This is a genomic window from Guptibacillus algicola, from assembly GCF_020171805.1.
Taxonomy (GTDB): Bacteria; Bacillota; Bacilli; order Bacillales; family Guptibacillaceae; genus Guptibacillus; species Guptibacillus algicola.
This window is the reverse complement of record NZ_JAIVAF010000001.1, coordinates 1,038,687-1,062,740: the sequence shown is the minus strand read 5'-3', so window position 1 is coordinate 1,062,740 and position 24,054 is coordinate 1,038,687. Positions and strand designations below refer to the sequence as shown.

Annotated in this window: 28 protein-coding genes, 1 pseudogene and 1 riboswitch; of the genes and pseudogenes, 25 read left to right on the top strand and 4 right to left on the bottom strand. The window is 39.6% G+C overall.

Features of this window, described 5'->3' with window-relative positions; translation table 11 throughout:
* Positions 1 to 314: 314 nt before the first annotated feature.
* The 10 genes and pseudogenes from msrB to LCM09_RS05550 all read left to right on the top strand — a co-directional run bounded on the left by msrB (position 315) and on the right by LCM09_RS05550 (position 6,307).
* A pseudogene (gene msrB, locus LCM09_RS05595) lies at positions 315 to 1,252 on the top strand (peptide-methionine (R)-S-oxide reductase MsrB).
* A gap of 231 nt (positions 1,253 to 1,483) precedes the next feature.
* Entirely contained in the window at positions 1,484 to 1,852 is a 369-nt protein-coding gene (locus tag LCM09_RS05590) for a YidH family protein (RefSeq protein WP_224879409.1), read from the top strand.
* A gap of 140 nt (positions 1,853 to 1,992) precedes the next feature.
* Complete coding sequence (locus LCM09_RS05585) at positions 1,993 to 2,253, top strand: metal-sensitive transcriptional regulator (protein ID WP_224879406.1); 261 nt, start codon at positions 1,993 to 1,995, stop codon at positions 2,251 to 2,253.
* Positions 2,254 to 2,305: 52 nt separating this feature from the next.
* Positions 2,306 to 2,785, top strand: a complete 480-nt coding sequence (locus tag LCM09_RS05580) for a DsrE/DsrF/DrsH-like family protein (RefSeq protein ID WP_224879404.1) — start codon at positions 2,306 to 2,308, stop codon at positions 2,783 to 2,785.
* A gap of 13 nt (positions 2,786 to 2,798) precedes the next feature.
* A complete protein-coding gene (locus LCM09_RS05575) occupies positions 2,799 to 3,152 on the top strand; it encodes a rhodanese-like domain-containing protein (protein WP_224879402.1) in 354 nt (117 codons plus the stop codon).
* Positions 3,153 to 3,166: 14 nt separating this feature from the next.
* Positions 3,167 to 3,475, top strand: a complete 309-nt coding sequence (locus tag LCM09_RS05570) for a rhodanese-like domain-containing protein (RefSeq protein WP_224879400.1) — start codon at positions 3,167 to 3,169, stop codon at positions 3,473 to 3,475.
* 22 nt (positions 3,476 to 3,497) lie between these two features.
* Positions 3,498 to 4,061: a sulfurtransferase TusA family protein gene (locus LCM09_RS05565; RefSeq protein ID WP_224879398.1), complete on the top strand. Its 564-nt coding sequence runs from the start codon at positions 3,498 to 3,500 to the stop codon at positions 4,059 to 4,061.
* A gap of 39 nt (positions 4,062 to 4,100) precedes the next feature.
* Positions 4,101 to 5,222, top strand: a complete 1,122-nt coding sequence (locus LCM09_RS05560) for an MBL fold metallo-hydrolase (protein WP_224879396.1) — start codon at positions 4,101 to 4,103, stop codon at positions 5,220 to 5,222.
* Between the two features lie 17 nt (positions 5,223 to 5,239).
* Entirely contained in the window at positions 5,240 to 5,467 is a 228-nt protein-coding gene (locus LCM09_RS05555; RefSeq protein ID WP_224879394.1) for a sulfurtransferase TusA family protein, read from the top strand.
* A gap of 60 nt (positions 5,468 to 5,527) precedes the next feature.
* Positions 5,528 to 6,307, top strand: coding sequence for a sulfite exporter TauE/SafE family protein (locus LCM09_RS05550; protein WP_224879392.1), 780 nt, complete (start codon positions 5,528 to 5,530; stop codon positions 6,305 to 6,307).
* Between the two features lie 41 nt (positions 6,308 to 6,348).
* Here the strand turns inward: LCM09_RS05550 and LCM09_RS05545 are convergent, their stop codons facing one another.
* Positions 6,349 to 7,638 carry a hemolysin family protein gene (locus LCM09_RS05545; protein ID WP_224879387.1) on the bottom strand — a complete coding sequence of 430 codons (1,290 nt, stop codon included), beginning with the start codon at positions 7,636 to 7,638 and terminating at the stop codon, positions 6,349 to 6,351.
* 235 nt (positions 7,639 to 7,873) lie between these two features.
* Between LCM09_RS05545 and LCM09_RS05540 the strand changes: the two genes are divergently transcribed.
* From LCM09_RS05540 to LCM09_RS05495, 10 genes are all read left to right on the top strand, one after another.
* Entirely contained in the window at positions 7,874 to 8,176 is a 303-nt protein-coding gene (locus LCM09_RS05540) for an EthD family reductase (RefSeq protein WP_224879385.1), read from the top strand.
* Positions 8,177 to 8,263: 87 nt separating this feature from the next.
* Complete coding sequence (locus LCM09_RS05535; protein WP_224879384.1) at positions 8,264 to 8,881, top strand: flavodoxin family protein; 618 nt, start codon at positions 8,264 to 8,266, stop codon at positions 8,879 to 8,881.
* A 303-nt stretch (positions 8,882 to 9,184) separates the two neighbouring features.
* The gene (locus LCM09_RS20880; RefSeq protein ID WP_318246488.1) at positions 9,185 to 9,361 is read left to right on the top strand and encodes a YjcZ family sporulation protein; all 177 of its coding nucleotides are present in this window, start codon (positions 9,185 to 9,187) and stop codon (positions 9,359 to 9,361) included.
* Positions 9,362 to 9,399: 38 nt separating this feature from the next.
* Positions 9,400 to 9,486: a YjcZ family sporulation protein gene (locus LCM09_RS05525; protein WP_224880103.1), complete on the top strand. Its 87-nt coding sequence runs from the start codon at positions 9,400 to 9,402 to the stop codon at positions 9,484 to 9,486.
* Between the two features lie 151 nt (positions 9,487 to 9,637).
* Positions 9,638 to 10,405 carry a DeoR/GlpR family DNA-binding transcription regulator gene (locus LCM09_RS05520; protein WP_224879382.1) on the top strand — a complete coding sequence of 256 codons (768 nt, stop codon included), beginning with the start codon at positions 9,638 to 9,640 and terminating at the stop codon, positions 10,403 to 10,405.
* A 167-nt stretch (positions 10,406 to 10,572) separates the two neighbouring features.
* Entirely contained in the window at positions 10,573 to 11,559 is a 987-nt protein-coding gene (locus LCM09_RS05515) for an LLM class flavin-dependent oxidoreductase (protein WP_224879380.1), read from the top strand.
* A gap of 97 nt (positions 11,560 to 11,656) precedes the next feature.
* Positions 11,657 to 12,007, top strand: coding sequence for an IDEAL domain-containing protein (locus LCM09_RS05510; RefSeq protein WP_224879378.1), 351 nt, complete (start codon positions 11,657 to 11,659; stop codon positions 12,005 to 12,007).
* Positions 12,008 to 12,076: 69 nt separating this feature from the next.
* Positions 12,077 to 12,493 carry an RrF2 family transcriptional regulator gene (locus LCM09_RS05505; protein ID WP_224879376.1) on the top strand — a complete coding sequence of 139 codons (417 nt, stop codon included), beginning with the start codon at positions 12,077 to 12,079 and terminating at the stop codon, positions 12,491 to 12,493.
* Between the two features lie 66 nt (positions 12,494 to 12,559).
* Positions 12,560 to 13,054 (top strand): Crp/Fnr family transcriptional regulator, encoded by a 495-nt coding sequence (locus LCM09_RS05500; RefSeq protein WP_224879375.1) that lies wholly within the window; start codon positions 12,560 to 12,562, stop codon positions 13,052 to 13,054.
* A gap of 94 nt (positions 13,055 to 13,148) precedes the next feature.
* Entirely contained in the window at positions 13,149 to 13,784 is a 636-nt protein-coding gene (locus tag LCM09_RS05495; protein ID WP_224879373.1) for a nitroreductase family protein, read from the top strand.
* Positions 13,785 to 13,851: 67 nt separating this feature from the next.
* Here the strand turns inward: LCM09_RS05495 and LCM09_RS05490 are convergent, their stop codons facing one another.
* The gene (locus LCM09_RS05490) at positions 13,852 to 15,216 is read right to left on the bottom strand and encodes an alanine/glycine:cation symporter family protein (protein WP_224879371.1); all 1,365 of its coding nucleotides are present in this window, start codon (positions 15,214 to 15,216) and stop codon (positions 13,852 to 13,854) included.
* 188 nt (positions 15,217 to 15,404) lie between these two features.
* On the opposite strand from LCM09_RS05490, the gene LCM09_RS05485 reads away from it, so the two are divergent.
* Positions 15,405 to 16,043: an SDR family oxidoreductase gene (locus LCM09_RS05485; protein WP_224879369.1), complete on the top strand. Its 639-nt coding sequence runs from the start codon at positions 15,405 to 15,407 to the stop codon at positions 16,041 to 16,043.
* 169 nt (positions 16,044 to 16,212) lie between these two features.
* The gene (locus LCM09_RS05480; protein WP_224879368.1) at positions 16,213 to 17,622 is read left to right on the top strand and encodes an alanine/glycine:cation symporter family protein; all 1,410 of its coding nucleotides are present in this window, start codon (positions 16,213 to 16,215) and stop codon (positions 17,620 to 17,622) included.
* Positions 17,623 to 17,683: 61 nt separating this feature from the next.
* Here the strand turns inward: LCM09_RS05480 and LCM09_RS05475 are convergent, their stop codons facing one another.
* Positions 17,684 to 18,334, bottom strand: coding sequence for a class F sortase (locus LCM09_RS05475; RefSeq protein WP_224879366.1), 651 nt, complete (start codon positions 18,332 to 18,334; stop codon positions 17,684 to 17,686).
* A gap of 61 nt (positions 18,335 to 18,395) precedes the next feature.
* Positions 18,396 to 19,280, bottom strand: coding sequence for a DUF4349 domain-containing protein (locus LCM09_RS05470; protein WP_224879364.1), 885 nt, complete (start codon positions 19,278 to 19,280; stop codon positions 18,396 to 18,398).
* A gap of 110 nt (positions 19,281 to 19,390) precedes the next feature.
* Here LCM09_RS05470 and LCM09_RS05465 point away from each other — a divergent pair, with 110 nt between their 5' ends.
* The 3 genes from LCM09_RS05465 (at position 19,391) to LCM09_RS05455 (ending at position 24,046) form a co-directional block, all read left to right on the top strand.
* A complete protein-coding gene (locus LCM09_RS05465) occupies positions 19,391 to 20,467 on the top strand; it encodes a mechanosensitive ion channel family protein (protein ID WP_224879363.1) in 1,077 nt (358 codons plus the stop codon).
* A gap of 106 nt (positions 20,468 to 20,573) precedes the next feature.
* On the top strand, positions 20,574 to 21,104 hold the full coding sequence (locus tag LCM09_RS05460; RefSeq protein ID WP_224879361.1) for a hypothetical protein: 531 nt from the start codon (positions 20,574 to 20,576) through the stop codon (positions 21,102 to 21,104).
* 400 nt (positions 21,105 to 21,504) lie between these two features.
* Positions 21,505 to 21,682, top strand: a riboswitch (cobalamin riboswitch).
* Between the two features lie 132 nt (positions 21,683 to 21,814).
* The gene (locus tag LCM09_RS05455; protein ID WP_224879359.1) at positions 21,815 to 24,046 is read left to right on the top strand and encodes a ribonucleoside-diphosphate reductase subunit alpha; all 2,232 of its coding nucleotides are present in this window, start codon (positions 21,815 to 21,817) and stop codon (positions 24,044 to 24,046) included.
* The last annotated feature ends 8 nt before the right edge of the window (positions 24,047 to 24,054 follow it).

The following is a 24,054-nucleotide window of genomic DNA, read 5'->3' as shown; positions in this document are numbered from 1 at the left end:
TTTAAAATATGCTCTTTAAAAATAAGCACGTTGATAATCGGCCTATTGTCAAAGCAAAAACCTCTCTTTTACAACAGAGATGAGTTACACTTAGAGTAACTGGAAGAGAATCTTCCACGGTGATTTAGCAAAGGGAGGAACTTTATATGAAGAAATCAAGAATCCTCATGTTACTAGGTTTGCTAGCCGTTCTGATAATTGGAGCACCAAAACTGTACGATGTTCTTTTCAATCGCTCTTATGGAAGTGAGCCGGTTAATGCTGTTGATGAAAACCTTGAAGTTGCGACGTTTGCTGGAGGATGTTTCTGGTGCATGGAGCCACCTTTTGAGAAACTAGACGGTGTAGATGAAGCTATTTCAGGTTATATAGGAGGAGATACTAAGAATCCTTCATACGAAGAAGTGTCTTCAGGCGACACAGGTCATATTGAAGCAGTTCAAGTGCATTATAATCCTGATATTGTCTCTTATGAAACATTGTTAGATGTGTTCTGGAGGCAGATCGATCCTACAGATGAAGGTGGGCAATTTGTAGATAGAGGTGATCAGTACCTTTCGGGTATTTTTTATCACGATGAGAATCAGAAAGAATTAGCTGAGAAATCGAAAGAAGAGCTTGAGAGCACAGGACGATTTAATGAACCGATCGTAACGTTTATTAAAGAAGCCCCTACCTTTTATGTAGCTGAAAAATACCATCAAGATTATTACAAAGAAAACGAGTTTCGTTATAAGATCTATCGTAAGAACTCTGGACGTGACGCTTTCTTGGATGAAGCTTGGGGAGATGAAAGGGAAATCGAACAGCCCGATAATGATGTGACTTATACAAAGGAAGAATTGAAAGAAATGCTTACGCCAATTCAATATGAAGTGACGCAAGAAGATGGAACGGAAAAAGCATTTGATAATGAATACTGGGACAATAAAGAGGAAGGAATCTACGTCGATATTGTTTCTGGAGAACCATTGTTCAGTTCTACTGACAAATACAAATCAGGTACAGGTTGGCCGAGTTTCACAAAACCTTTGGTCGAGGATAATATTGTAGAGAAAGAAGATAAAAGCTTTTTACCACTCGTACGGAAATTAGGAGTAAAGAGGCCGACTCGCATTTAGGACATGTTTTTGAAGATGGTCCAGAGCCAACGGGATTAAGGTATTGTATGAATTCTGCTGCACTTGATTTCATTCCGAAAGATGAATTGGAGTCTAAAGGCTACGGAGAATTCTTAAGCCTATTTGAATAAAAGGAGAGTAAGTCATCACCATATTCTTGGTAACTACTGACAAACCAACGTTACCATAGATATGTTTCTAAACTTTTCTACAGCCTGAGGCAGCATCCGTTGCTGCCTTTTTATAGTTATCGTTTCCTTTGTACATACTCTATTTAAGGTCGAAGTGAATAAACTCATCTCTTGATATTTTACGGAGGGGGGTATAAGATCAAAGGTATGAAAGAGGGAGGGAGATTAGGAGTGGAAGAGAAAAAAGCAGATGGAAGGGTTCAGCAGCTACTTGCAAATGAACGGACATTTTTAGCATGGATTCGAACATCAATCGCTATCATTGGTATTGGATTTCTCGCAGCTAGTCTTCATTTTACAAGAACGGCTGGTGAGCGTGCAGATGATCAAATTGTTGTCATGATCAGCTTTACTTCATTATTATTTGGTTTATTAACGATGGTGGGTGGAGCATTCCAATTCTACCGTACTCGAAAGAAGATCTTGAATTTCGAAGTCCCTTCATCAACTTGGGTCGTTATTTTCTTAATCGTGATTGTCCTTCTTATTATCGCTCTGATTATCACGTATTTTGTTATTCAAATAAACTGGCTTTCTTAAACTTGAGCACCTATTGACATTTCAACTCAGTACGTTATAATACCCCTATAGGTATTAATTGTTAGTGACAACACGCATTCATATAAAATTTTTTTGGTTGCAATAATACCCCGTAGGGTATATAATGTGGAGGTGACCGTATGAATTACGATAAGAAAGTAATAAATCGCATCAAAAGAGTTGAAGGTCAACTTAGAGGTGTCGTTCGAATGATGGAAGAGGGGAAAAGTTGTGAAGACATCGTAACGCAGCTTTCTGCTACACGATCTGGTATTGATCGTTCCATCGGGCTTATTGTTGGCTCCAACTTAGAACAGTGTCTTCTAGAGCAACTTGAGCAAGGCAACTCAACAGAGGATACAGTTAAAGAAGCAGTTCAGCTTTTAGTTAAAAGTAGATAAAAAAATTTAAAGATAATTATACCCCTATAGGTATAACGAGGAGGAAATAAAGATGAGTGAAACAAAATCAACAAACATTGTCCTTTTTAGTGGTGATTACGATAAAGCAATGGCAGCTTATATTATCGCAAACGGTGCAGCTGCTTACGATCATAAAGTAACGATCTTCCATACGTTCTGGGGCTTAAACGCATTACGAAAAGACGAACTTGTGAAAACGAATAAAGGTTTCCTAGAAAAAATGTTCGGTAAAATGATGCCTCGTGGCGCAGATAAAATGGGAATCTCAAAAATGAATTATGCTGGCATGGGTCAGAAGATGATTAAGAAAGTTATTAAAAAGCATAATGCAATGGAATTGCCACAGCTGATCGAGATGGCTCAAGAACAGGATGTCGAGCTAGTAGCTTGTACGATGACGATGGATCTCCTTGGCTTGCAAAAAGAAGAGTTGTTGGAAGAAATCGAATACGCTGGTGTTGCTGCTTACCTTGGTGATGCAGAAGACGGTAACGTAAACCTGTTTATCTAAATGGAGGGTTAAGATGGAATTCCTAATCATTATCGCAGTTGTAATTCTTGCATCATTTTTTTTGAAACGAAGTGGAAAAGGTGTAACGACGATTAATCCTGAACAAGCAAAAGCTAAGTTCGGTGATCGTAATGTGCAATTTATCGACGTAAGAACGCAGGCGGAATACAAAGGTAACAAAGTGAAGGAATTTAAAAATATGCCGCTCGACCAACTTGGTAAACGAGCAAAAGAGCTCGATTCCAATAAGGAAACCATAGTTATATGTCAGAGTGGGATGAGAAGTTCCAGAGCATGTAAGGTATTAAAGCAACAGGGTTTCAAATCGCTTTATAATGTTCGTGGCGGTCTAAATACCTGGAAATAAGGGAGGAAAGGTATATGTCAGGCTATGTAGAAGAAATTGCTCCAGAAAAAGTAAATGACCTACTATCGAATAGGGAGAAATTGAGCATCGTTGATGTTCGTGGCCCCGAGGAGGTTGCAACTGGTAAAATTCCGGGCGCATATAACCTTCCTGTTAACGAGATTCAAACGAGAATGACCGAACTAGACAAAAACAAACAGCATATTATCGTCTGTCAATCTGGAGGTAGAAGTAGTATGGCTTCTATGGTCTTAAAATCTAATGGCTATAACGTGCTTAATATGACAGGCGGTATGAATGAGTGGAACGGTACAACAGAATAACAAAATCTCAGGAGGTATGGATATGATTCAAACTGACCATGTATTAGATGCAAAAGGACTAGCTTGTCCGATGCCAATTGTTAAAACAAAGAAAACGATGAAAGATCTTGAACCAGGAGTTGTTCTTGAAGTTCAAGCAACAGACAAAGGTTCAAAAGCTGATATTAAAGCATGGGCTGAAAAAGTTGGCCATTACTATCTTGGAACAGTTGAAGAAGACGATGTACTAAAGCACTATTTACGCAAAGCTTCTGATGATGAAACAGTGCCTGAAACAAAGCATGATCACGTCATTTCGAATGAAGAATTAAATGAACTACTTTCTAATGATGCTTACACGCTTTTAGATGTTCGTGAACCTGCTGAGTATGCATTTGGTCACATTCCTAATGCAGTATCGATCCCACTTGGAGAAATCGAAGAGAAGATGACTGAACTATCTAAGGACAAAAAAGTATTAGTGATCTGTCGTACAGGATCAAGAAGTGATCTAGCTGCTCAGAAGCTTTCAAGTAATGGTTTTGAAGCGATTAATGTAGTGCCTGGTATGTCAGAGTGGAACGGCGAAACAACATCAAACCTATAATTTTTTTTGGTAAGAATAATACGGATGGGGGTATAATTGATGAGTTTAAATAAAATGCATGCAAGTGAAGTAGCTGCAAAAATTATCAACAAAAACGATCTTTTCATTCTTGATGTTCGAAATGAGGATGCATATGCTGACTGGAAAATCGACGGTGAGTCTGTAACAAGTATGAACGTTCCATACTTTGACTTAATCGATGGCGTAGAAGATATTCTCGAGAAACTTCCTAAAGATAAAGAAATACTTGTTGTTTGTGCAAAAGAAGGGTCTTCAATCTTTGTAGGGGAAGAATTAGTAGAAGCTGGCGTTCAGAACGTTTCTTATCTTCCTGGTGGAATGAAGGCATGGAGTGAATACCTTGAACCAGTCAAAGTAAGCGATCTTCCTGGAGGCGCACTTTATCAATTTGTACGCATAGGGAAAGGCTGCCTATCTTATATGGTCGAATCAAACGGTGAAGCTGCAGTCATCGATGCTAATCGTATGATCGAGAATTACACGTCATTTGCTGAGAACAAAGGTCTTACGATTAAAGCAACGTTCGATACACATCTTCATGCTGATCATATTTCAGGAGGAAAAGATCTTGCTGATCAGATGGGTGGCACGTACTACCTTCCTGAAGAAGATGCTGGAGAAGTGACGTTTGACTATACGCCTCTAAAAGAGGGAGATGTGTTTTCAATTGGTGATGTGAAGCTTGAGCCAGTTTATTCACCAGGGCATACGATCGGAAGTACGTCTTTCATCATTCAAGATCAATTTTTACTAACTGGAGATATTTTGTTTGTTCAATCAATCGGTCGTCCTGATCTTGCAGGAAAGGCAGAAGATTGGGTAACAGACCTCAGAACGACACTTTATGACCGTTATAAAGAAATGGCAGGCGAGCTCACTGTATTGCCAGCACACTTCTCAAAAGTAGAAGAGTTGGGCGAAAATGGATTAGTTTCAGCTCAGTTGAATGAACTTTATCGTGTAAACGATGGCTTGAACGTGGAAAAAGAGGAAGACTTCCGTAAGATGGTAACAGAAAATCTTCCTCCTCAGCCAAATGCCTATCAAGAAATCCGTGAAACAAACATGGGCAAGATTAGCCCTGATGAAGAAACACAAAGAGAAATGGAAGTTGGACCAAACCGCTGTGCGGTAAACTAATTAGGAGGTTTTATAAGATGGATGCACAAAAAACATTAGACGCAAAAGGACTAGCTTGTCCGATGCCAATTGTAAAAACAAAAAAGGCTATGAAAGAGATCGAAACAGGAGAAATCCTTGAAATTCAAGCAACAGATAAAGGTGCAAAAAGTGATTTGACTGCATGGGCCAAATCAGGAGGACATGAGCTTCTTAAGACAGAGGAAGAAGACGATGTTTTCTACTTCTGGATTAAAAAGGGATAAATATTGATACAATGTGGGGTACTTAATAAGTGCCCCATATTCATTTGGAGGTGAGTGCAAATGGATTTTAGTTTTATTATTACAATATTCTTAATTGGATTTATAGGCTCTTATATTTCAGGTATGGTGGGAATCGGTGGCTCTATTATCAAATATCCGATGCTCTTATATATCCCAGGACTTCTTGGTTTTACAGCATTTAGTGCTCACGAAGTATCGGGGATAAGTGCTGTTCAAGTGTTCTTCGCAACCATTGGCGGGGTCTACGCATACCGTAAAGGTGGCTATCTTAATAAACAGCTTATTCTATATATGGGTGTAAGTATTCTTATCGGAAGTTTCATCGGTGGTTATGGTTCTAACCTGATGTCTGAACAGGGGATTAACGTTGTATATGGTGTGCTAGCAGCGATTGCAGCAATCATGATGTTTATCCCTAAGAAAGGAATCGATGATGTACCACTCGATCAGGTTAGCTTTAATAAATGGTTATCTGCTAGTCTAGCCTTTATCGTTGGGGTTGGCGCAGGGATCGTTGGCGCGGCCGGGGCATTTTTACTAGTGCCGATTATGCTTGTTGTTCTTAAGATACCAACTCGAATGACGATAGCATCATCGCTAGCTATTACGTTCATTTCATCAATAGGTTCAACAGTAGGAAAGTTAGCAACAGGGCAAGTGCTCCTTTTGCCAGCAGCTATTATGATCATTGCGAGCCTAATCGCAGCACCTCTAGGGGCAAACGCTGGTAAAAAGATAAACACGAAATTTCTACAATGGTTATTAGCAGCTCTTATCCTAGGAACTTCAATCAAAATATGGGTAGATCTTCTTATGTAATAAAAGCTGGCACGATCCACAATGGGCGTGCCAGCTTTTTATTATGATTGTTTCGTCTTGATTTCGATTTCTTTTACTTGATGACCATCGATTTCTAACACTTTAAATTCATACTGATCGACGGTTAACGTTGTACCATGAACAGGTTCCATGTCATGCGTGAGAACCCATCCACCAATCGTATCAACATCGTCATGCTCGATAGCAGTTCCAAGATATTCGTTAATATCTTCAATCAATGCTTTTCCATCGACAACGATACTTCCGTTCTCTTCTTTTCGAATAGGAGGCTTTTCATCTGAATCAAATTCATCCTGTATTTCTCCAACGATTTCTTCGAGGATATCTTCTACTGTAACGAGTCCAGCCGTACCTCCATACTCATCCACGACAATGGCGATATGGCTATGTGTTTTTTGCATTTTAGCAAGAAGCTTTTTGATCGGCGTAGATTCGATGACATGATGAATCGGATGAATGTAGTCTTCTAATAATAACTCTTCTCCCCATTTGTACTGAGTGAGAACTTCCTTAATATTAACAACCCCTACGATTTTATCTTTATCACCATCTGCGATAGGGTATCGTGTATATTTCCCTGTTTTCATGATCGCTAGGTTTTCTTCTGTCGTATTATCTAGGAATAAACAAGTCATTTCTGTTCTTGGTATCATAATTTCTTTCGCTAACCGCTCATCAAATTCAAAGATGTTATTAACAAATTCCATCTCTGATTCATTAATTTCTCCACTTTTGTAGCTCTCGGATAAAATGATGCGAAGTTCTTCTTCGGAATGAGCTTGTTCATGATCATTAGCCGGTGGTAGTCCTAGGACACGGACGATTCCACGAGCGGAACCGTTCAATGCCCATATAAATGGATACATAATCCAGTAAAACCAGATGAGTGGTCGAGCCGTTAGTAAACTGACTTTTTCTGCTTTTTGAATGGCGAACGTTTTTGGGGCAAGTTCCCCGAGTACAACGTGTAGAAACGTAATGATCACGAATGCTAATGCGACCGTTATCGTACCAGTCATTGCTGGTGGTAGGTCAATCATCTCGAATAAAGGATGCAGAAGGTGCTCAACAGTGGATTCACCTAACCAACCTAGTGCTAGCGCTGTAATGGTAATTCCTAGTTGGCAGGCTGAAAGATATCCATCTAAATTACCAAGAACCTTTTGAACAGACTTTGCTTTCTTATTCCCTTCTTGTGCTAAAGAGTCGATTTTTGTTTTTCGTACTTTTACAATCGCAAATTCTGATGCCACGAAAAATGCAGTTAACACGATCAATAAAATAACAACAATAATTTTTATGATTTCCAATAGAGCCCTTACTTCCGCGTAAGGGTTCACCTCCTATACACTAAGTTACAACACCTATTATTATAACGATATTTACCTTAATAATGTCGGATTAAACACGTAGTTACATTATAGTTTCTTCACTATTGCATGAATTATCACGACATACTGTACAGTTTCGATTACTAGCGTTATTTCTACGCTGTGCTGTATGATGAAGCTTATTAAAGACAGAAAAAATAGGGAGAGAAGAATATTGGCTAAAGTAATCGTCATTTACAAAAAACCAACCGATGAGGAAAACTTTAAAAACTACTACGAAAATGAACACATTAAGCTTGTTCAACAAGTTCCTTACATTCAAAAAGCTGATCTAGACTATGTCACAGCAGCAATGAATACAGAGGAGTCCTATTACCTTGCAGCCACGATCGAATTTGAATCAAAGCAAAGAATTGGGGAAGCATTGCAGTCTCCAGAATGGGCGAAAGTAACGGAAGATGCGGAAAATATGATGAAATTCCTGCCTGAAGCACCTCTTGTACTGATTACGGAATAACGATTTCTAGATGAGTTCTATTGTTTAGGTGCCCTTGCGTAAAGGGAATGGTTGACTAAATCAAAGCTGCTGAGAGGAGATGTAAGAATGAAAGCACTATTTCTTAATTGCTCGCTTAAAGATAGTAATGAGACGTCAAACACCGATGCGCTGTATAAAGAAGCCGAGACCATCTTTCATGAAGAAGGTGTTGAATCAGAAACTGTAAGGGTTGCTGATTACAACATTGCATATGGAATTTCTGAAGATGAAGGAAAAGGTGATGAGTGGCCAATCATTTTTGATAAGGTAAAAGCTGCAGACATCGTCGTACTCGGCACGCCCCTTTGGCTTGGTGAAAAAAGTAGTGTAGCCACTTTAGTTATCGAACGATTGTATGGTGGAAGTGGAATAACGAATGAAAAAGGCCAATCAATCTACTACAACAAAGTTGGTGGGGTAGTGATAACGGGCAATGAGGACGGTGCAAAAAATGCCGCACGATCTGTTCTTTATGCATTTTCTCATATCGGCTTTACCGTTCCTCCAAATGTTGATACGTACTGGGTCGGTGAGGCTGGTCCTGGCGAATCGTATATTAAAGCTGAAGGACAAAAAAATGACTTCTCAGTCGGTCATGCAAAGACAATGGCGCATAACCTCATTCATTTTGCACAAATGTTTCGTAATAACCCAATCCCTGCCAAAGGGAATACAATGGAATAATGCATACTATAGCCCTCTAATCCAGAGGGCTTTTTTTAATGGAAAAGAAGAGCCCTCACCATTCACTCTGTAGCCTCATAAACTAATACACGAAATGTATGGGGGGAAATTTTATGGATGAATTGATAATCTTGCTAATCCTTTTTATTCTCCTAATCATCATTTTGCTTTTTGTAGCGGATGTATTTTAAGCATCTTTTAGGCCAGGGTATATAAATCTTACCAAATATGGATAGATGCCCATCCCTTACAATCAATTCTCACATATAGTATTAGTAACCTTCGAGGAAAGGGGGTTTTCAAATGAGCGGTGGAAAAGAGAACGTGCGCCCTGCTGGATACGGCAAAGGGTTTGCGTTGATCGTAGTATTGTTTATCCTTCTAATTATTGTTGGTGCAGCGGCAGTTGGAGGAGCTAATACAGGACCTTGCTGCTATGGAAAAGGTGGTTATGGCGGTTACGGCGGTTACGGCTACTAAACCTTTCTTTATATCTTAATTAGAAGGGAGGTTTTTTTATGAGCTATGGATGTGGTCAAGGTTTCGCGCTAATCGTAGTATTGTTCATTCTTTTGATTATCGTAGGAGCAGTTTGGGCTTACTAATATAAACGAAGCACCCTTTGAATGGGTGCTTTTATTTAATTTGATCTACAATACTTACATTTACTTATAAATAATAATAAATAACTTAAAATAATTGATTTATTCATTACGAAAACTTATAATGGTAGTGAATGGAAGAGAGGTGTTCCCCATGTATCAAGAGGAGCGCATGCTATCAATTCTTGAATATTTAAAGAATAATGAGCGTATTTCTGTCGAACAGATTTGTGACCGCTTTGAGGTTTCAAGGGATACTGCAAGGCGGGACCTGGTTCGATTGGAAGAAGAAGGAGCTGTGACACGTACAAGGGGTGGAGCGGTTTTACCACAACTACGACATGAAATTAAATCTTATCAAGATCGCTTGTCGTTAGTATCAAAGGAAAAACATCTTATCGGACAAAGAGCAGCTGAATACATAAGGCCAGGAGATATTGTAATTCTTGATGCCTCTACAACGGTTCAAGCGTGTGCTGAATTTCTCACTCATAAACACGCCGTCATTTTAACGAATTCGATTCATCAGGCTGATATACTCTCAAGTGGAGAAAACCTAGATATTCACCTTCTTGGAGGCAAACTTGAAAAGGAACATTTCTTCCTATATGGATCGAGTGTTGTGGAAAAGGTAGCATCTTATAATGCAGATGTTGCGTTTATCGGAGTAGTTGGCATAACGGAACAGGGATTAACGATTGCTCATGAAGAGGATGGCATGGTGAAGCGTAAGATGATTGAACAGGCAAAGCATGTGATCGTCCTTGCTGATTCAACGAAATTTGGTCAATCAGAGTTTTTCACGTTCGCGAAATTGGACGATGTAGATGTCATCATTACGGATAAACTGCCTGAACTGGTTTTTCAAGAGATGCTTCAGAATCTTGGTGTGGAAATCGTGATTGCAGAAGGCACATCATAAATTTTGTTTACAACAGCACATGCTGTTGGAATATACAATGGACCGGCGTAACCTTACGGGCGTAACGGTCCGTTTGCTTTGTAAGCATATTTTTTGGAGTAGATGTATTTACCTGTTATGATTTAACTGTAATATTTAAATTTACACATTAAGGGAGACCTTTATAGATGAAATTAAGTGTATTGGATCAATCACCTGTATCAAAAAATAAGACAGCAATAGAAGCTCTTAAAGAAACTACTGAATTAGCGAAAGAAACCGAAAAGCTTGGCTATCATCGTTTTTGGGTATCCGAACACCATAGTACAAAAAGTCTTGCAGGTTCTAGTCCTGAAGTTTTGATTTCTCACTTGGCAGCTAATACAAGTCATATAAGAATCGGTTCAGGTGGCGTGTTACTACCTCATTATAGTTCCTATAAAGTGGCTGAGAATTTTAGAATGCTTGAATCTCTAAATCCAGGACGAATCGATTTAGGTTTAGGCCGTGCACCTGGTGGAATGCCAAACGTTACGAGAGCTTTGGCAGATGGGAACCGAAGAGATATCGATCGATACCCTGAGCAAATCGATGAACTCACGAATTATCTTAAAGGACGTGCCTCTTCCTATAATGTTCATGCGACTCCTCAAGGAGAAACGACGCCGGACATATGGTTACTTGGATCAAGTGGAGGCAGTGCCCGAATAGCTGCGAACAAAGGTTTATCATTTTCGTTTGCACATTTCATAAACGGGAATGGTGGTACAAACGTAGTAGATAAGTATCGCGAACGTTTTACAGCGTCAGAATTTAATGATACGCCAAAAACGAACGTTGCCGTGTTCGTTGTATGCGGTGAAACAGAAGAAGAAGCAGAGTACTTAGCATCTAGTCTTGATCTTGCCATCTTACTAATAGAACAAGGGAAGTCAGGGACAGGCTTTCCATCACCAGATGAAGCCATGCAATTTCCGTACTCTGTGTTTGATAAAGCACGAATCAGGGAAAATAGGAATCGTATAATCGTTGGCAACCCTAAACAAGTAAGAAAGCAAATCGAAGATCTTTGTGAAATGTACCAAACCGACGAAATCATCGTGAATACCATTACGTATGATTTTAACGCCCGGTTAAAATCGTATCGTTTATTAGCAGAAGAGTTCGGTCTTTAATCCGACACTGTTGACAAATCTAACTGTAATATTTATTATTACATTATGCGATGACGCAGTTGGAACACGATAATCTTCCAAATAAGGAGGGAGAATAATGATGAACCAACTTCATCAACAATCTCAATTTACTAAAGGTGAATGGGTAAAAGGCAAATCAGTTCACGATGAATTAGTGAAAGGGTTTGTAGATTCAGTAAATGATTATTTAGGTACGATTAAGATATATGTTCATGAGTGTGATAACCCAGAAACAGTGGGTAAGGTGATTGAAACCTTTCAAAATAGGATTTCAGTGTTAGAAGAACAAGATCTTGAGAAAGACGAAACTTACATTTTGAATCTTATTGATCTTGCTCTTATTACTAAAGACAAAGAATGGTTTTTAGAGCTTTCGACTCAGCTTAATGAAATCCGAAATGGGTCTGAAGAAGCGGTTGCCTGTTAAAATTTTCTTGCCAGTTACAAAAGGAGTACGATAGGATGGAATTGAAGAAAGTGTTAGGGGGCGCTAAAATTGAATAGTGATTTTACTCTTGCCGTGCATAGCCTGGCCTTATTAGCTATTAAGCCAGGACAAATGTCAACAAGTGATTACCTTGCTGGCAGTGCTTCGGTCCATCCTGTACGTATGAGAAAAATTCTTAGTTTACTAAAGAAAAATGGATATATTGTTTCAAAAGAAGGTGCCGGTGGTGGCTTTACTTTAGCATGTAAGGTTGAGGATGTTACACTTGATAAGATCTACTCACTAACGTCGATCGGTTCGTTAAAGCCTAAGTGCCCAGATGCGAACCAGTATTGTCTCGTAGGAGCAAACTTATCAGAGGTACTAGGAGACATTTTCACTGATGCGGAGGATCACTTAACATCATTTTTGAAGAAATATACGATTCGTGATATCATACAAAGCCTAAAGCAGAAGCAATTCTAAAGAATTGTTTTTGTTTTTGAGATAACTGTAACAAAATATATTCTAATTATTCGGGGGTGAGCAAACATGGGAAGTTTGGCATTGAGTAAAAGTGAAAAGAAGTTCGAAATAAAGGATTGGAATAAGTTAGAACGATCTGGACGAAAATTGAAACGAAATGAAGGAAGGTTTCTTATTCGACCCAAACATACGAATCGCGATGTTTATATCATTCAACAAGGATGTGTAGCGATTTATCAGGAGGGTGATGACACGCCGCTCGCCGTGCTTTCGGCAGATGATGTCCTTGGTAATCGCTCGATTTTTGTGCATCAGAACTTGTATGCCAAAACTATAACTGATGTTGAGCTCATTCAACTCGATCAAGCATCTTATCGCTCTTTGTATCTGGCATATCCAGAGCTTGCAATTAAATTAACAACGGAATTATCGAAGCTAAAGCTAAAACTTGATTTTCCAGAACAACTGCCAAAATCAATTCTTGCTGTGTTCAAAAAGAACGCAAAATCATTGTTGAATAAGACTACAACGAAAAAAGGTAGATACTGCCACAATTGCTAACAATATGATTTTGTAACTGTAATCATTTATGTTACATTATAATAGTGCTATACCTTAAGAGAGAGTATTGATGGATAGAAAGGGAGAGAAACAAATGTCTACACAAGTTGAACAAAAACTAGATGTTCTTGAAGTGATGAAAGAACGCCATTCAGTAAGAAAATATGAAAAGGGATTTAAGATTCCTGATGAGGATATGAACGATATTTTGAACGCTACAATCGAAGCTCCTTCATCTTGGAATCTACAACATTGGAAATTCCTTGTTATCGAAAATGATGAGAAGAAAGAAAAGCTTCTACCAATTGCTTTTAACCAGAAGCAGGTTGTAGATAGTTCTGCAACGATCGTTATTCTAGGTGACACAGAGGCAAACTTGCACGCTGAAGAAGTATATGGTCAAGCAGTAGAGAATGGCTTTATGGATAATGCAGTTAAGGAAACGTTAGTTAGCCAAATTAACGGTGCCTATGAAAGAGAGGGCTTTGCATACAGTGAAGCAGTGAAAAACAGTTCTCTAGCTGCGATGCAACTCATGCTAGCTGCAAAAGCAAAAGGATATGATACGATTCCGATGGGTGGCTTCAATCCACAGGCCCTTATCAATGAATTTAATATTCCTTCAAGATATGTACCTGTTATGCTCATTTCAGTTGGTAAAGCAGCAGCCGAAGCGCATGCATCTGCTCGTTTCCCAGTTGAGCGCGTCGTGATTAAAGATAGCTTTTAAAAAGTATTAATAATTAGAAGAAGAAGCTGTCAGCTTATGCTGACAGCTTTTGTTATACATAATCACATTACATGCCTTGTGAGCGTGCTTCTTGCTTTTCTTCTTTTACTTTTTCAAGGAAGCGTTTTGTTTCAGCAACGACAACTCCAGAAAGACCTAGTAGTCCAATTAAGTTTGGTAGTGCCATTAGGCCGTTGAAGATATCAGCAAGCAGCCATACGACATTTAGTTTTAGCGTTGTACCAACAAATACTGCTAATACAAAAACAATTCGATAGTACTTGATCGACTTATCTCCAAATAGATAAGAGAAGCATTTCTCTCCGTAATAGGACCAGCCCAACACAGTCGAGTATGCAAAAAGAATTAATCCGACCGTCACGATTAATGCTCCTGGTACTCCTAGGAATTTCTCAAAAGTAGCTGTTGTAAGAGCGGCGCCGTTAAGATCGCCCATATACAGGTCACCCATCACGAGTGCAATTCCTGTGATCGAACATACAACAATCGTATCGATGAATACTTGTGTCATGGAAACGAGAGCCTGGCGACCAGGATAGTCAGTCTTAGCAGCTGCTGCAGCAATTGGAGCAGATCCTAGACCGGCTTCATTTGAGAATACCCCTCGAGCAACACCATAACGGATGACTGCACCGATTGCGCCACCTGCTACAGCTTCACCGCTAAAAGCGTCAGAGAAAATGAGCGACACGGCTGCAGGGATAAGATCAATGTTCATAAGTAGAACGATAAGACCACCGACTACATAAAAAAGCGCCATGACCGGGACAAAGAAAGCTGTAACCCGTCCGATGCTTTTAATTCCTCCAAGAATTACGAGGCCAGTAAGAACCATTAAGACAAGACCAGTAATCCATGGAGCGATTCCAAATGTTGCTACTGCATCTGCTACGGAATTCGATTGAACCATGTTCCCGATTCCAAAGGCTGCAAATGCCCCAAAGAATGCAAAGATCATACCTAGCCATTTCATGTTAAGGCCTTTATCAAGGTAATACATAGGACCACCAGACATCTCACCATTCGAATTCACTGAGCGATATTTAACCGCTAGGATAGCTTCAGCATATTTCGTAGCCATTCCGAATAGTGCGCTGATCCACATCCATAGAACAGCCCCTGGTCCACCAACGAATACCGCTGTTGCTACACCAGCGATGTTTCCAGTACCGATAGTGGCAGCAAGTGCTGTCATCAATGCCTGGAAGTGGGAGATGTCTCCTTCAGAGGACTTATCTTGTTTTCTAGTAAATGCTTGTTTTAATGCATACGGTAGCATCGTAAACTGCAAAAATCCTAAACGAAGGGTAAGAAAGATACCCGTTCCAACTAGGAGGATTAGAAGGGGCCATCCCCAAACGAATCCACTAATAGTATTTAATACTGATTCCAAAATAATATCCCCTTTCATATGTAGTACAATACTAAATATTCTAATAATTTATCACAAATCCCTTTTAAATTACACAAATCGACTTATATTACTTAAAAAAAGTATTGGTTTTCATGAAAAAAGCATTATTAAGCGTTCATGTGTTTATTTGCGCAAGGAATGAGGAAAATAACAGAGGTGAAGGTAATTAAAGGAGGAAGATAGTTGTGAAAGTACTCGTAATTGGTGCGAACGGACAAGTTGGGACACATGTTATTAGTAGTCTTGCAGAAAGAGGGCACGAACCTGTAGGAATGGTGAGAGATACTGATCAAGTGAAAGCAATCGAGGACGCAGGTGGAAAAACAGTACTTGGTGATTTAGAGAAAGACTTTTCCCATGCAATGTACGGTTGCGAAGCTGTAGTCTTTGCGGCAGGTTCTGGACCACACACTGGTGCAGATAAAACGATTTTAATTGACCAGGAAGGTGCAATTAAATCTATTGATGAAGCAAAACATCAAGGAATCAAGCGATTTGTGTTATTAAGCACAGTAGGAGCTGATTATCCAGAACAAGGTCCGGATAATATGAAACCTTATCTATATGCGAAAAAACGTGCTGATGACTATTTGAAATCCACTAATTTAACATATACGATTCTCCGCCCTGGAAGACTTTCGAATGATGCCGCTACAGGACAAATTCGAGCAGCTGAAACGCTCGAAGACAAATCTGGACAGATTCCACGCGAAGATGTGGCTAAAGTACTTGCTGAAATTGTAGATAATGAGAACACATTCAATAAAACGTTCGAGATATTAAATGGTGAGACCACCATCGGTGATGCTCTAGGTCAATTATAAAAAGAGAGAATCTTTTGAGAGACCCATTTGAGGGTCTCTTTTTTTATGGAAGAAACGAATTATATAGTTGTGTCTGAAACGGTCATTATCATTGACCTCGAAATAATTCTGATGGTAATGTATAAAGGTCGTCGGTTGAAAGCGTTAACACGTTGGAGGAGTAGAGAAAATGGACATCTTAGAACTACTAAAACTAGTAAATGGTTTCCTTTGGGGAGCACCAAGCTTAATCCTTTTGTTTGGTACTGGTGTATTTTTGACACTGATTTTAAAAGGGCTTCAGTTCAGGAAGCTCGGCTATGCATTCAAGCTCGCATTCTCAAAAGAGAAGGCAGAGGATACCTCTGCTGAAGGTGATGTTAGTAACTACAAAGCACTTATGACCTCATTAGCTGCTACGATAGGGAACGGAAACATTGCAGGAGTAGCAACTGCGATTACGATTGGGGGACCAGGTGCTGTATTTTGGATGTGGGTCGTTGGGTTATTTGGAATGGCTACAAAGTACGGAGAAGCCCTACTCGCAATGAAGTACCGGGTAAAAAATGATAAAGGTGAGTACGCTGGCGGACCGATGTATTATGTTGAACAAGGTCTAGGATCGAAGTGGAAATGGCTTGCCATCTCGTTTGCATTATTCGGTGCAATTGCCTCGCTAGGAATTGGTAACAGTGTACAATCGAACACGATTGCGAGCGTTGTTGGAGAAAGCTTTAATATTGATGGCTGGATAACGGGAGCTGTCGTTGCAGGTCTTACGTCTCTTATTATTTTCGGAGGAGTAAAACGAATCAGTTCTGTAGCAGGGTTCTTTGTACCGATTATGGCGGTGCTCTACATAGTAGGTGCTTTAATCATCATCCTTTTGAATGTTGATGCAATCGTACCTGCAATGAAGTTAATCTTCACGTATGCCTTCTCACCAATCTCTGCTGTCGGTGGATTTTCAGGTGTAATCGTTATGGAAGCAGTTAAGTCTGGCGTTTCAAAAGGTATCTTTTCAAATGAAGCTGGATTAGGAACGGCAGCGCTTATTGCTGGTAACGCGAAAGCAGAACACCCTGTTAGGCAGGCACTTGTTGCCATGACGGGTACGTTTATCGTTACGATTATTGTTTGTACGATGACAGCATTAGTACTACTCATTACTGGGTTCTGGGATCCAACAGGTGGAGATCTGTCAGGAGTGGTTCATAACGCAGATTTGGAAGCTGGAGCATTAACCACAGCCGCCTTCGGGTCAAGTCTTGGTATGATAGGTGAATATATCGTCACCTTCTCAGTAATCTTCTTTGGTTTCTCTACGATTATTGGATGGTATGTATATGGATATAAATGCTTTGAATATTTAGCAGGAACGAAATTCACGACATACTATGGAATTGTGTATATCCTCGCATGCTTTGTTGGAACGGTTGCAAACCTGACAACAGTGTGGGCATTTGCCGATATGGCGAATGCACTAATGATGATTCCGAACTTGATCGCTTTGTTATTATTATATAAAGTCATAAAAAGTGAAACAGATGACTACTTTAATCGATACTTGGGTGAAATAGAAGTTAAAAAAGCGAGTTGAGTGCATAACGAAAAAGACGCTTCGTCCTATGAATAGGAGAAGCGTCTTTCTTATGTTACTACTATTCTGCTTTGAGCTCAGTGAACACGACGAGGCGTTCTTCATGTGTTCCATGAGACTGACTGAAGTTACCAGTACATGTGATGAGGTTCAGATTGGCGTCATCAGTTGGTCCAAAGATTTTTTCAATCGGTGCATTCTGAAATGGGTACCTCTCTTTACCTGTTACAACGAATGTAAGTGTTTCTCCATCCTTATTGGTTACAAATACTTCATCACCTTCTGATAGGTCTTCAAGATGATAGAAAACAGATGGTCCGGTTTTGCTATCTACATGTCCTGCTATGACAGAATTTCCGGTTGCACCCGGCTCAAAGCCAGGCTCAAACCACCCGACATTTACGTGATTGGATGGGACACCCATCTGTCCGTTTTCCAGAATACCTACGTTCTCAACTTTTGCTTCAACTTCAATAGAAGGGATCTCGACAGAAACGGGGATTATGCTTTTCTCACTAGAAGTTGGAACTTTCTTTGCATTTTCATCGATCGATTGTTTTACGTTGTCATATGCTACATCGGAATCATTTTCAATTTCTACTTTCTTAACTGGTTCTGAATCCGTTTCAGCTGTTGATGAATAGTTATTGGTATATCCAGTAATCAGAAGAAAGATGATTACTGAAGTAACTAGAGACATGACTATTTTCATAGTATCACCTCGTTTGTTCTATAGGGATTTAATAAGCTAACGATTCAATTGAAGGTTTGGATCACTCTTTTCTTCTTTTTCTACGATGGCGTATGAGAAAAACTACGGCTACTAAGGTAAGTGGCACAAGCACTGGCGATAACCCAATGAGAACTACCACTGTTTTTGAGAAGAAATGAAGGATGCCATTTGCTGTTTTCATAAATAGCTGCTTCGCCTCTGCAATCGTACTGTCATCACCTTCTCCTAGAGAGGGAACGGTGATTTTTCTTTCTTCTAATGAAATCGTAACCGTAGAAAAGTCACTCTGATTGTTTAAATACTTCATCCTACCTTTTAATTGTTCGATTTCTTCTTGTATTCGAGAAAGGTCATTTGAAATAGCAAGTAAATCTTCTGTCTTTTCCGCTTTCTCTAAGAAAGATTCTAGCCTACTCTTAACATCTTCCTTTGCTTTCAGCCTTGCTTCTAAATCTACAAATTCTTCTGTTACATCACTACCTGAAATAGATTTCTCTGGCGTTCCTTTTCCAATTGTTTCAGCTTCATCAAGAAAAGGGTAAAAGTTATTTTGAGGAACCCGAACAGTTATTGAAGCATGGTTAATATCTTCCTCAGAGAATGTATTAGCCTCAACAATATATCCTCCATTTGATTGTAAGAGCTGTTCGATTCTATCAGTAGCTTTAGAAAGGTCTTCAACCGTTAATGACAAATTCGCATTAAAGATGACTTTTCGATCAGTCTGAAGTTTTGGCATGTCCATAGCTTCATTTGAAGAAGGGGATTCGCTACTATCATTTCCTTTTCCTTCTTCAGAACTTCCAGCCATATCTTCGGTCTTGAATTCGCCTCGATCCCCACTCTCAGACTGGTGTTGGTTAGAGCTGCAAGCTGTAATAAGAAAAATAGATAAGGCAATCACACATATCAATACCCTTTTCATCCCTTTTCCCCCTCAATCACTTTATACAACTAAACGTGCTAAGGAAGGAATAGGTTACAAGTCCATGATATGATTGTTCATAACTCTTGATAAAGGAGGTTATTCGTTAGTTGTTAACATTCTTTGAAGATTCCATTATGAAAGATACGTTGATTACGACAGGTGTTATCGTATGCATCATCTTGTTTCGGTTTATTGGAAAAGCACTTTTCTTTAAAAGTAAAGGATTCGAAAAGCAAGAGAGCAAGCATGCAATTGTTTCGTTTCTGAATTGGGTTACGTTGTATGCGATTCTTGTTTTCCTATTGCTCTACTTTTCTGAGTATGCTTGGATGAGTCGAGAATTGTTCACGATTGGTGATGTTGACATATCCTTACTTCTTCTTCTGATCGCATTGTTCATCATTACTCTTGCGAACAGGCTATCGAAGATCTTCACATCGTTACTGATGCCTCCTTTGTACGATCACTACAGGTTAGATACAGGTTTGCAATTTACATTTAATCGTGTTTTTCATTATACATTGATGGTGATCGCGGTCATTATTAGCTTGACTACTGTTGGAATCGACTTAAGCGCATTGACGATTTTCGCTGGGGTACTAGGTGTTGGAATTGGTTTTGGAATGCAGAACATCGCTAATAACTTTATTTCTGGACTTATTATACTGTTTGAGCGGCCAATAAAAGTTGGTGATCGGGTCATTATTAATGACATCATCGGAGATGTTGAGAAGATAAAAATGCGAGCAACGATTATTCGCACGCTCGATAATGAACGGATCATCATGCCAAATTCCTATTTCATTGAAGAGCAAGTCGTTAATCACTCTTATGGAGACAACCGGCTTCGTCTCGTGGTTCCGATCGGTGTCGCCTATGGTTCTGATGTTGAACTGGTGAGGGATTTGCTTCACCAGGTCGCAAAAGAAGAAAAAGAAAATTCGATGTATGTACTCGAGAAGCCGAATCCTTTTGTGAATTTCATTGGATTTGGGGACTCATCTCTAGATTTTCAGTTATTCATTTGGATTTCTTCTCCTAAAGCAGCGGTAGAAACGAAAAGTAACCTTAATTTTCGAATCAATAGGGTGCTTGCTGAAAACAATGTAGAAATTCCATTTCCACAACGTGATTTGCATATAAGAAGTGTAGATGAAGCGGTCTTAGAAAAGCTAAGAAAATAAGAACGATTGAATTCACATAATTTCACACACTTTTCACGAAATTTCTTCCACAATTATTGTCCATAATGAAACATGTAAGGATAATAAATTGAAGGGAGATTTGATAATGAAAAAGTGGTTGGTAGGTGTTGTAGGATCTGTGGTACTTGCTGGGGGATTAGCTTCAGTAACTGCGAATGCCTCATCTGAAGACACACCAGTGGACAGTGAGGTAAGTCAAGAGCAAGGACAATTTGGAAACCATAGTCATAAAAGAGGCTTCCATAAGCATGGAAATGAAAACAAGAAAGAGAACCATGAGTTGATGGGAACGATCTTTCAAAAGCAAGAACAGCTGATCAATTTGTTGCTTGATAAAAATGCCTCAGCGATTGATGGTGTTGAAGAACTCCAGACTGAGTTAGCAAATGTTAATGAGCAGTTGAATGCTCTTCATGAAGAAGCGAAAGCGGCTCATGAGAAAATGAAAGCACAGAAACAAGATTGGAAAGATGGCGAACGACCTGAACTCACAAATGAAGAAAAAGAAGATCTCAAAGCGAAGTTCAGTGAAATGCAAGAGAAGCGTGATGAAGCACTTGCATTAGCCAAACAGAAAGACGTAATACTTACTCAGTTAATTGAGAAACTAAGTTAATTCAATTGACTAACAGAGATAGGGGTTCCTATCTCTTTTTGTATGCTTATGTTTGTTGCTTTGAAAGAAGATTCATGATTTCTTTACTTTCTTCCTCGCTAAGTAATCCAAATTTACAGCACAATTGTGTATAACCCGCTAATTTCTTCAGACATGTATGATGTTGTTTCTTCACGGTAAGCTCATCTCCTTTTTCCTTAGGGAAACATTTTTAGGTATAAACAATATATGCTGGATTGAAACAAAAGTGTTAGGCAAAACAAAGACTTTATACCCAAAAACGGCTAAATACATTTTTTGTTCTTGTTCGAATTCAGAATGTACGATAAGATATTGATATCGATATTTAGTATTTATTTTATATAGGTAATACTACATATAGATGTTTTTGACAATAATTACATAATGATTGAGTATGAGGTGTCGTATAACGACTTAATAGGGAATCCGGTTAGAATCCGGAGCTGTCCCCGCAACTGTCGTGTGGACGAAGCAAATGCCACTGGATGATTCATCCGGGAAGGCTTGCTGAGGAAGAAACACGTAGCCAGTAGACCTGCCTGTACTCAAATCGTTTCTATTCTTCGGGGATTGAGGATGAGAAGTGGCAATATGAATGCAGGACATTCCTGTATTCTAACCTTGTCGTATTCTCAAAGCTCACTCGTTGAAGAGTGAGCTTTTTATTTTGACTAAAAGGAGAGAGGTATATGAGTTATACGGCTGATCTAGCTGAACATGAAATGATAATAAAAGCAAAAGATATCTTGGCACGTTTTCCTTATTTAAATCGCGAAGGGTTTTTAACAAAGCTAGTAAATGGAGTTTCAGGAGAAGAGTCGCATCATGATTTAGAGCGAATGTTGGTTCTGCATGCACTCGAGCGAATCACAGCGGAAGAACCTGATTGGACATATGTGGCAGCGGGTTTTCATCTTCAAGCATTGTATCGGAATGCAATTCAAACTCGTGGAGAAGAAGGTGTGTATAGCAAGGGGTCATTCTACCGTCTATTACAAGTTCTTACAGATCAAGGAATCTACAACGCTGACCTATTGAAATTCTATAGCGAAAAAGACATCGAACAACTTACAGAAATACTTCAGCCAGAACGAGATCACCTTTTTACTTATATTGGTTTAAGAACACTTGCTGATCGCTACTTAACAAAAGATTACGAGAATAATATTGTTGAGATGCCTCAAGAGCGCTTTCTCGTTATTGCGATGACCCTGATGATGAAGGAGCAAGATAATAAAAGACTAGACCTTGTTAAAGAAGCATATTGGGCACTATCGCACCTCTATATGACAGTTGCAACACCTACTCTATCAAATGCGGGGAAAACGTATGGGCAGCTAAGTTCTTGCTTTATCGATACTGTAGATGATAGCTTGCGTGGCATCTATGATAGCAATACAGACGTTTCGACAGTATCGAAAAATGGTGGCGGAATCGGTGCATATCTTGGAAAGATTCGAGCGAGAGGCAGTGATATAAAAGGTTACAAAGGGAATTCCTCTGGTGTCCTTCCTTGGATGAAGCAACTGAATAACACAGCGGTAAGCGTTGATCAGCTAGGGCAACGCCAGGGAGCTGTTGCCGTCTACCTCGATGTCTGGCACCGAGATATTATTGAATTTCTTGATGCCAAGTTAAATAACGGGGATGAGCGGATGAGGACTCACGATCTTTTCACGGGGGTGTGTCTACCAGATGTATTTATGGAAGCCGTTGAAAACCGTGATGAATGGCATTTGTTTGATCCTCATGAGGTTCGAAAGGTGATGGGTTTTTCACTTGAGGATACTTATGATGAAACGCCAGGGGAGGGTGACTTCAGAAGGAAATATGCTCAGTGTGTGAAGAGGAGTGAGCTATCCCGAAAAACCATACCTGCGATCGACATTATGAAACGAATCATGAAATCGCAATTAGAAACCGGCACACCATTTATGTTCTATAGAGATGCCGTTAACCGAGCGAACCCGAATAAGCATTCGGGCATGATCTATAGCTCTAATTTATGTACTGAAATTATGCAGAACATGAGCGCGACTACGGTAGAGGAAGAGATAACTAAAGACGGAAAGATCGTTATTACAAAAGCACCAGGGGACTATGTGGTTTGTAATCTATCAAGCATTAATCTTGGTAAAGCTGTTCCAGAGGGCGTGCTCGAACGACTGATTTCGATACAGGTTCGAATGCTTGATAATGTGATCGACTGCAACACAATCGAAGTGCCTCAAGCTCAACTTACGAATGCCAAATATAGAGGAATTGGTCTAGGTACGTTTGGTTGGCATCATCTTCTCACAAAAAACAAAATAGTATGGGAATCAGATGAAGCGGTCCATTATGCAGATGAGTTATATGAAACCATCAATTATTTAGCGATAGAAGCTAGTGCGGAGTTAGCTCGGGAAAAGGGTCCTTACTCAGTGTTTAAAGGATCAGATTGGCAGACCGGTGCTTACTTTGAACAGAGACGGTATGACGATGAAAAGTGGCTTAGGCTTAAAGAAAAAGTCCAGAGCAACGGGCTTCGTAACGCGAATTTAATAGCAGTTGCACCGAACAGTTCGACAAGCTTGATTGCAGGTTCTACAGCCTCGATCGATCCTATTTTCCGGAAAGAGTACTCCGAGGAGAAGAAAGATTATAAAATTCCTGTGACAGCGCCAGATCTATCACCCGAAACAACCTGGTATTATAAGTCCGCCTATCATATCGACCAATTATGGAGCATCAAGCAGAACGCTGCCAGACAGCGTCATGTTGATCAGTCCATTTCATTTAATATCTATGTTCAAAACACAGTTAAGGCGAAAGACCTCTTAAAGATACACATGACAGCATGGAAAAAAGGGTTAAAAACAACGTACTACGTTAGAAGCACATCCGTAGATATTGAAGATTGCGAAAGCTGTTCTAGTTAGGAGGAACT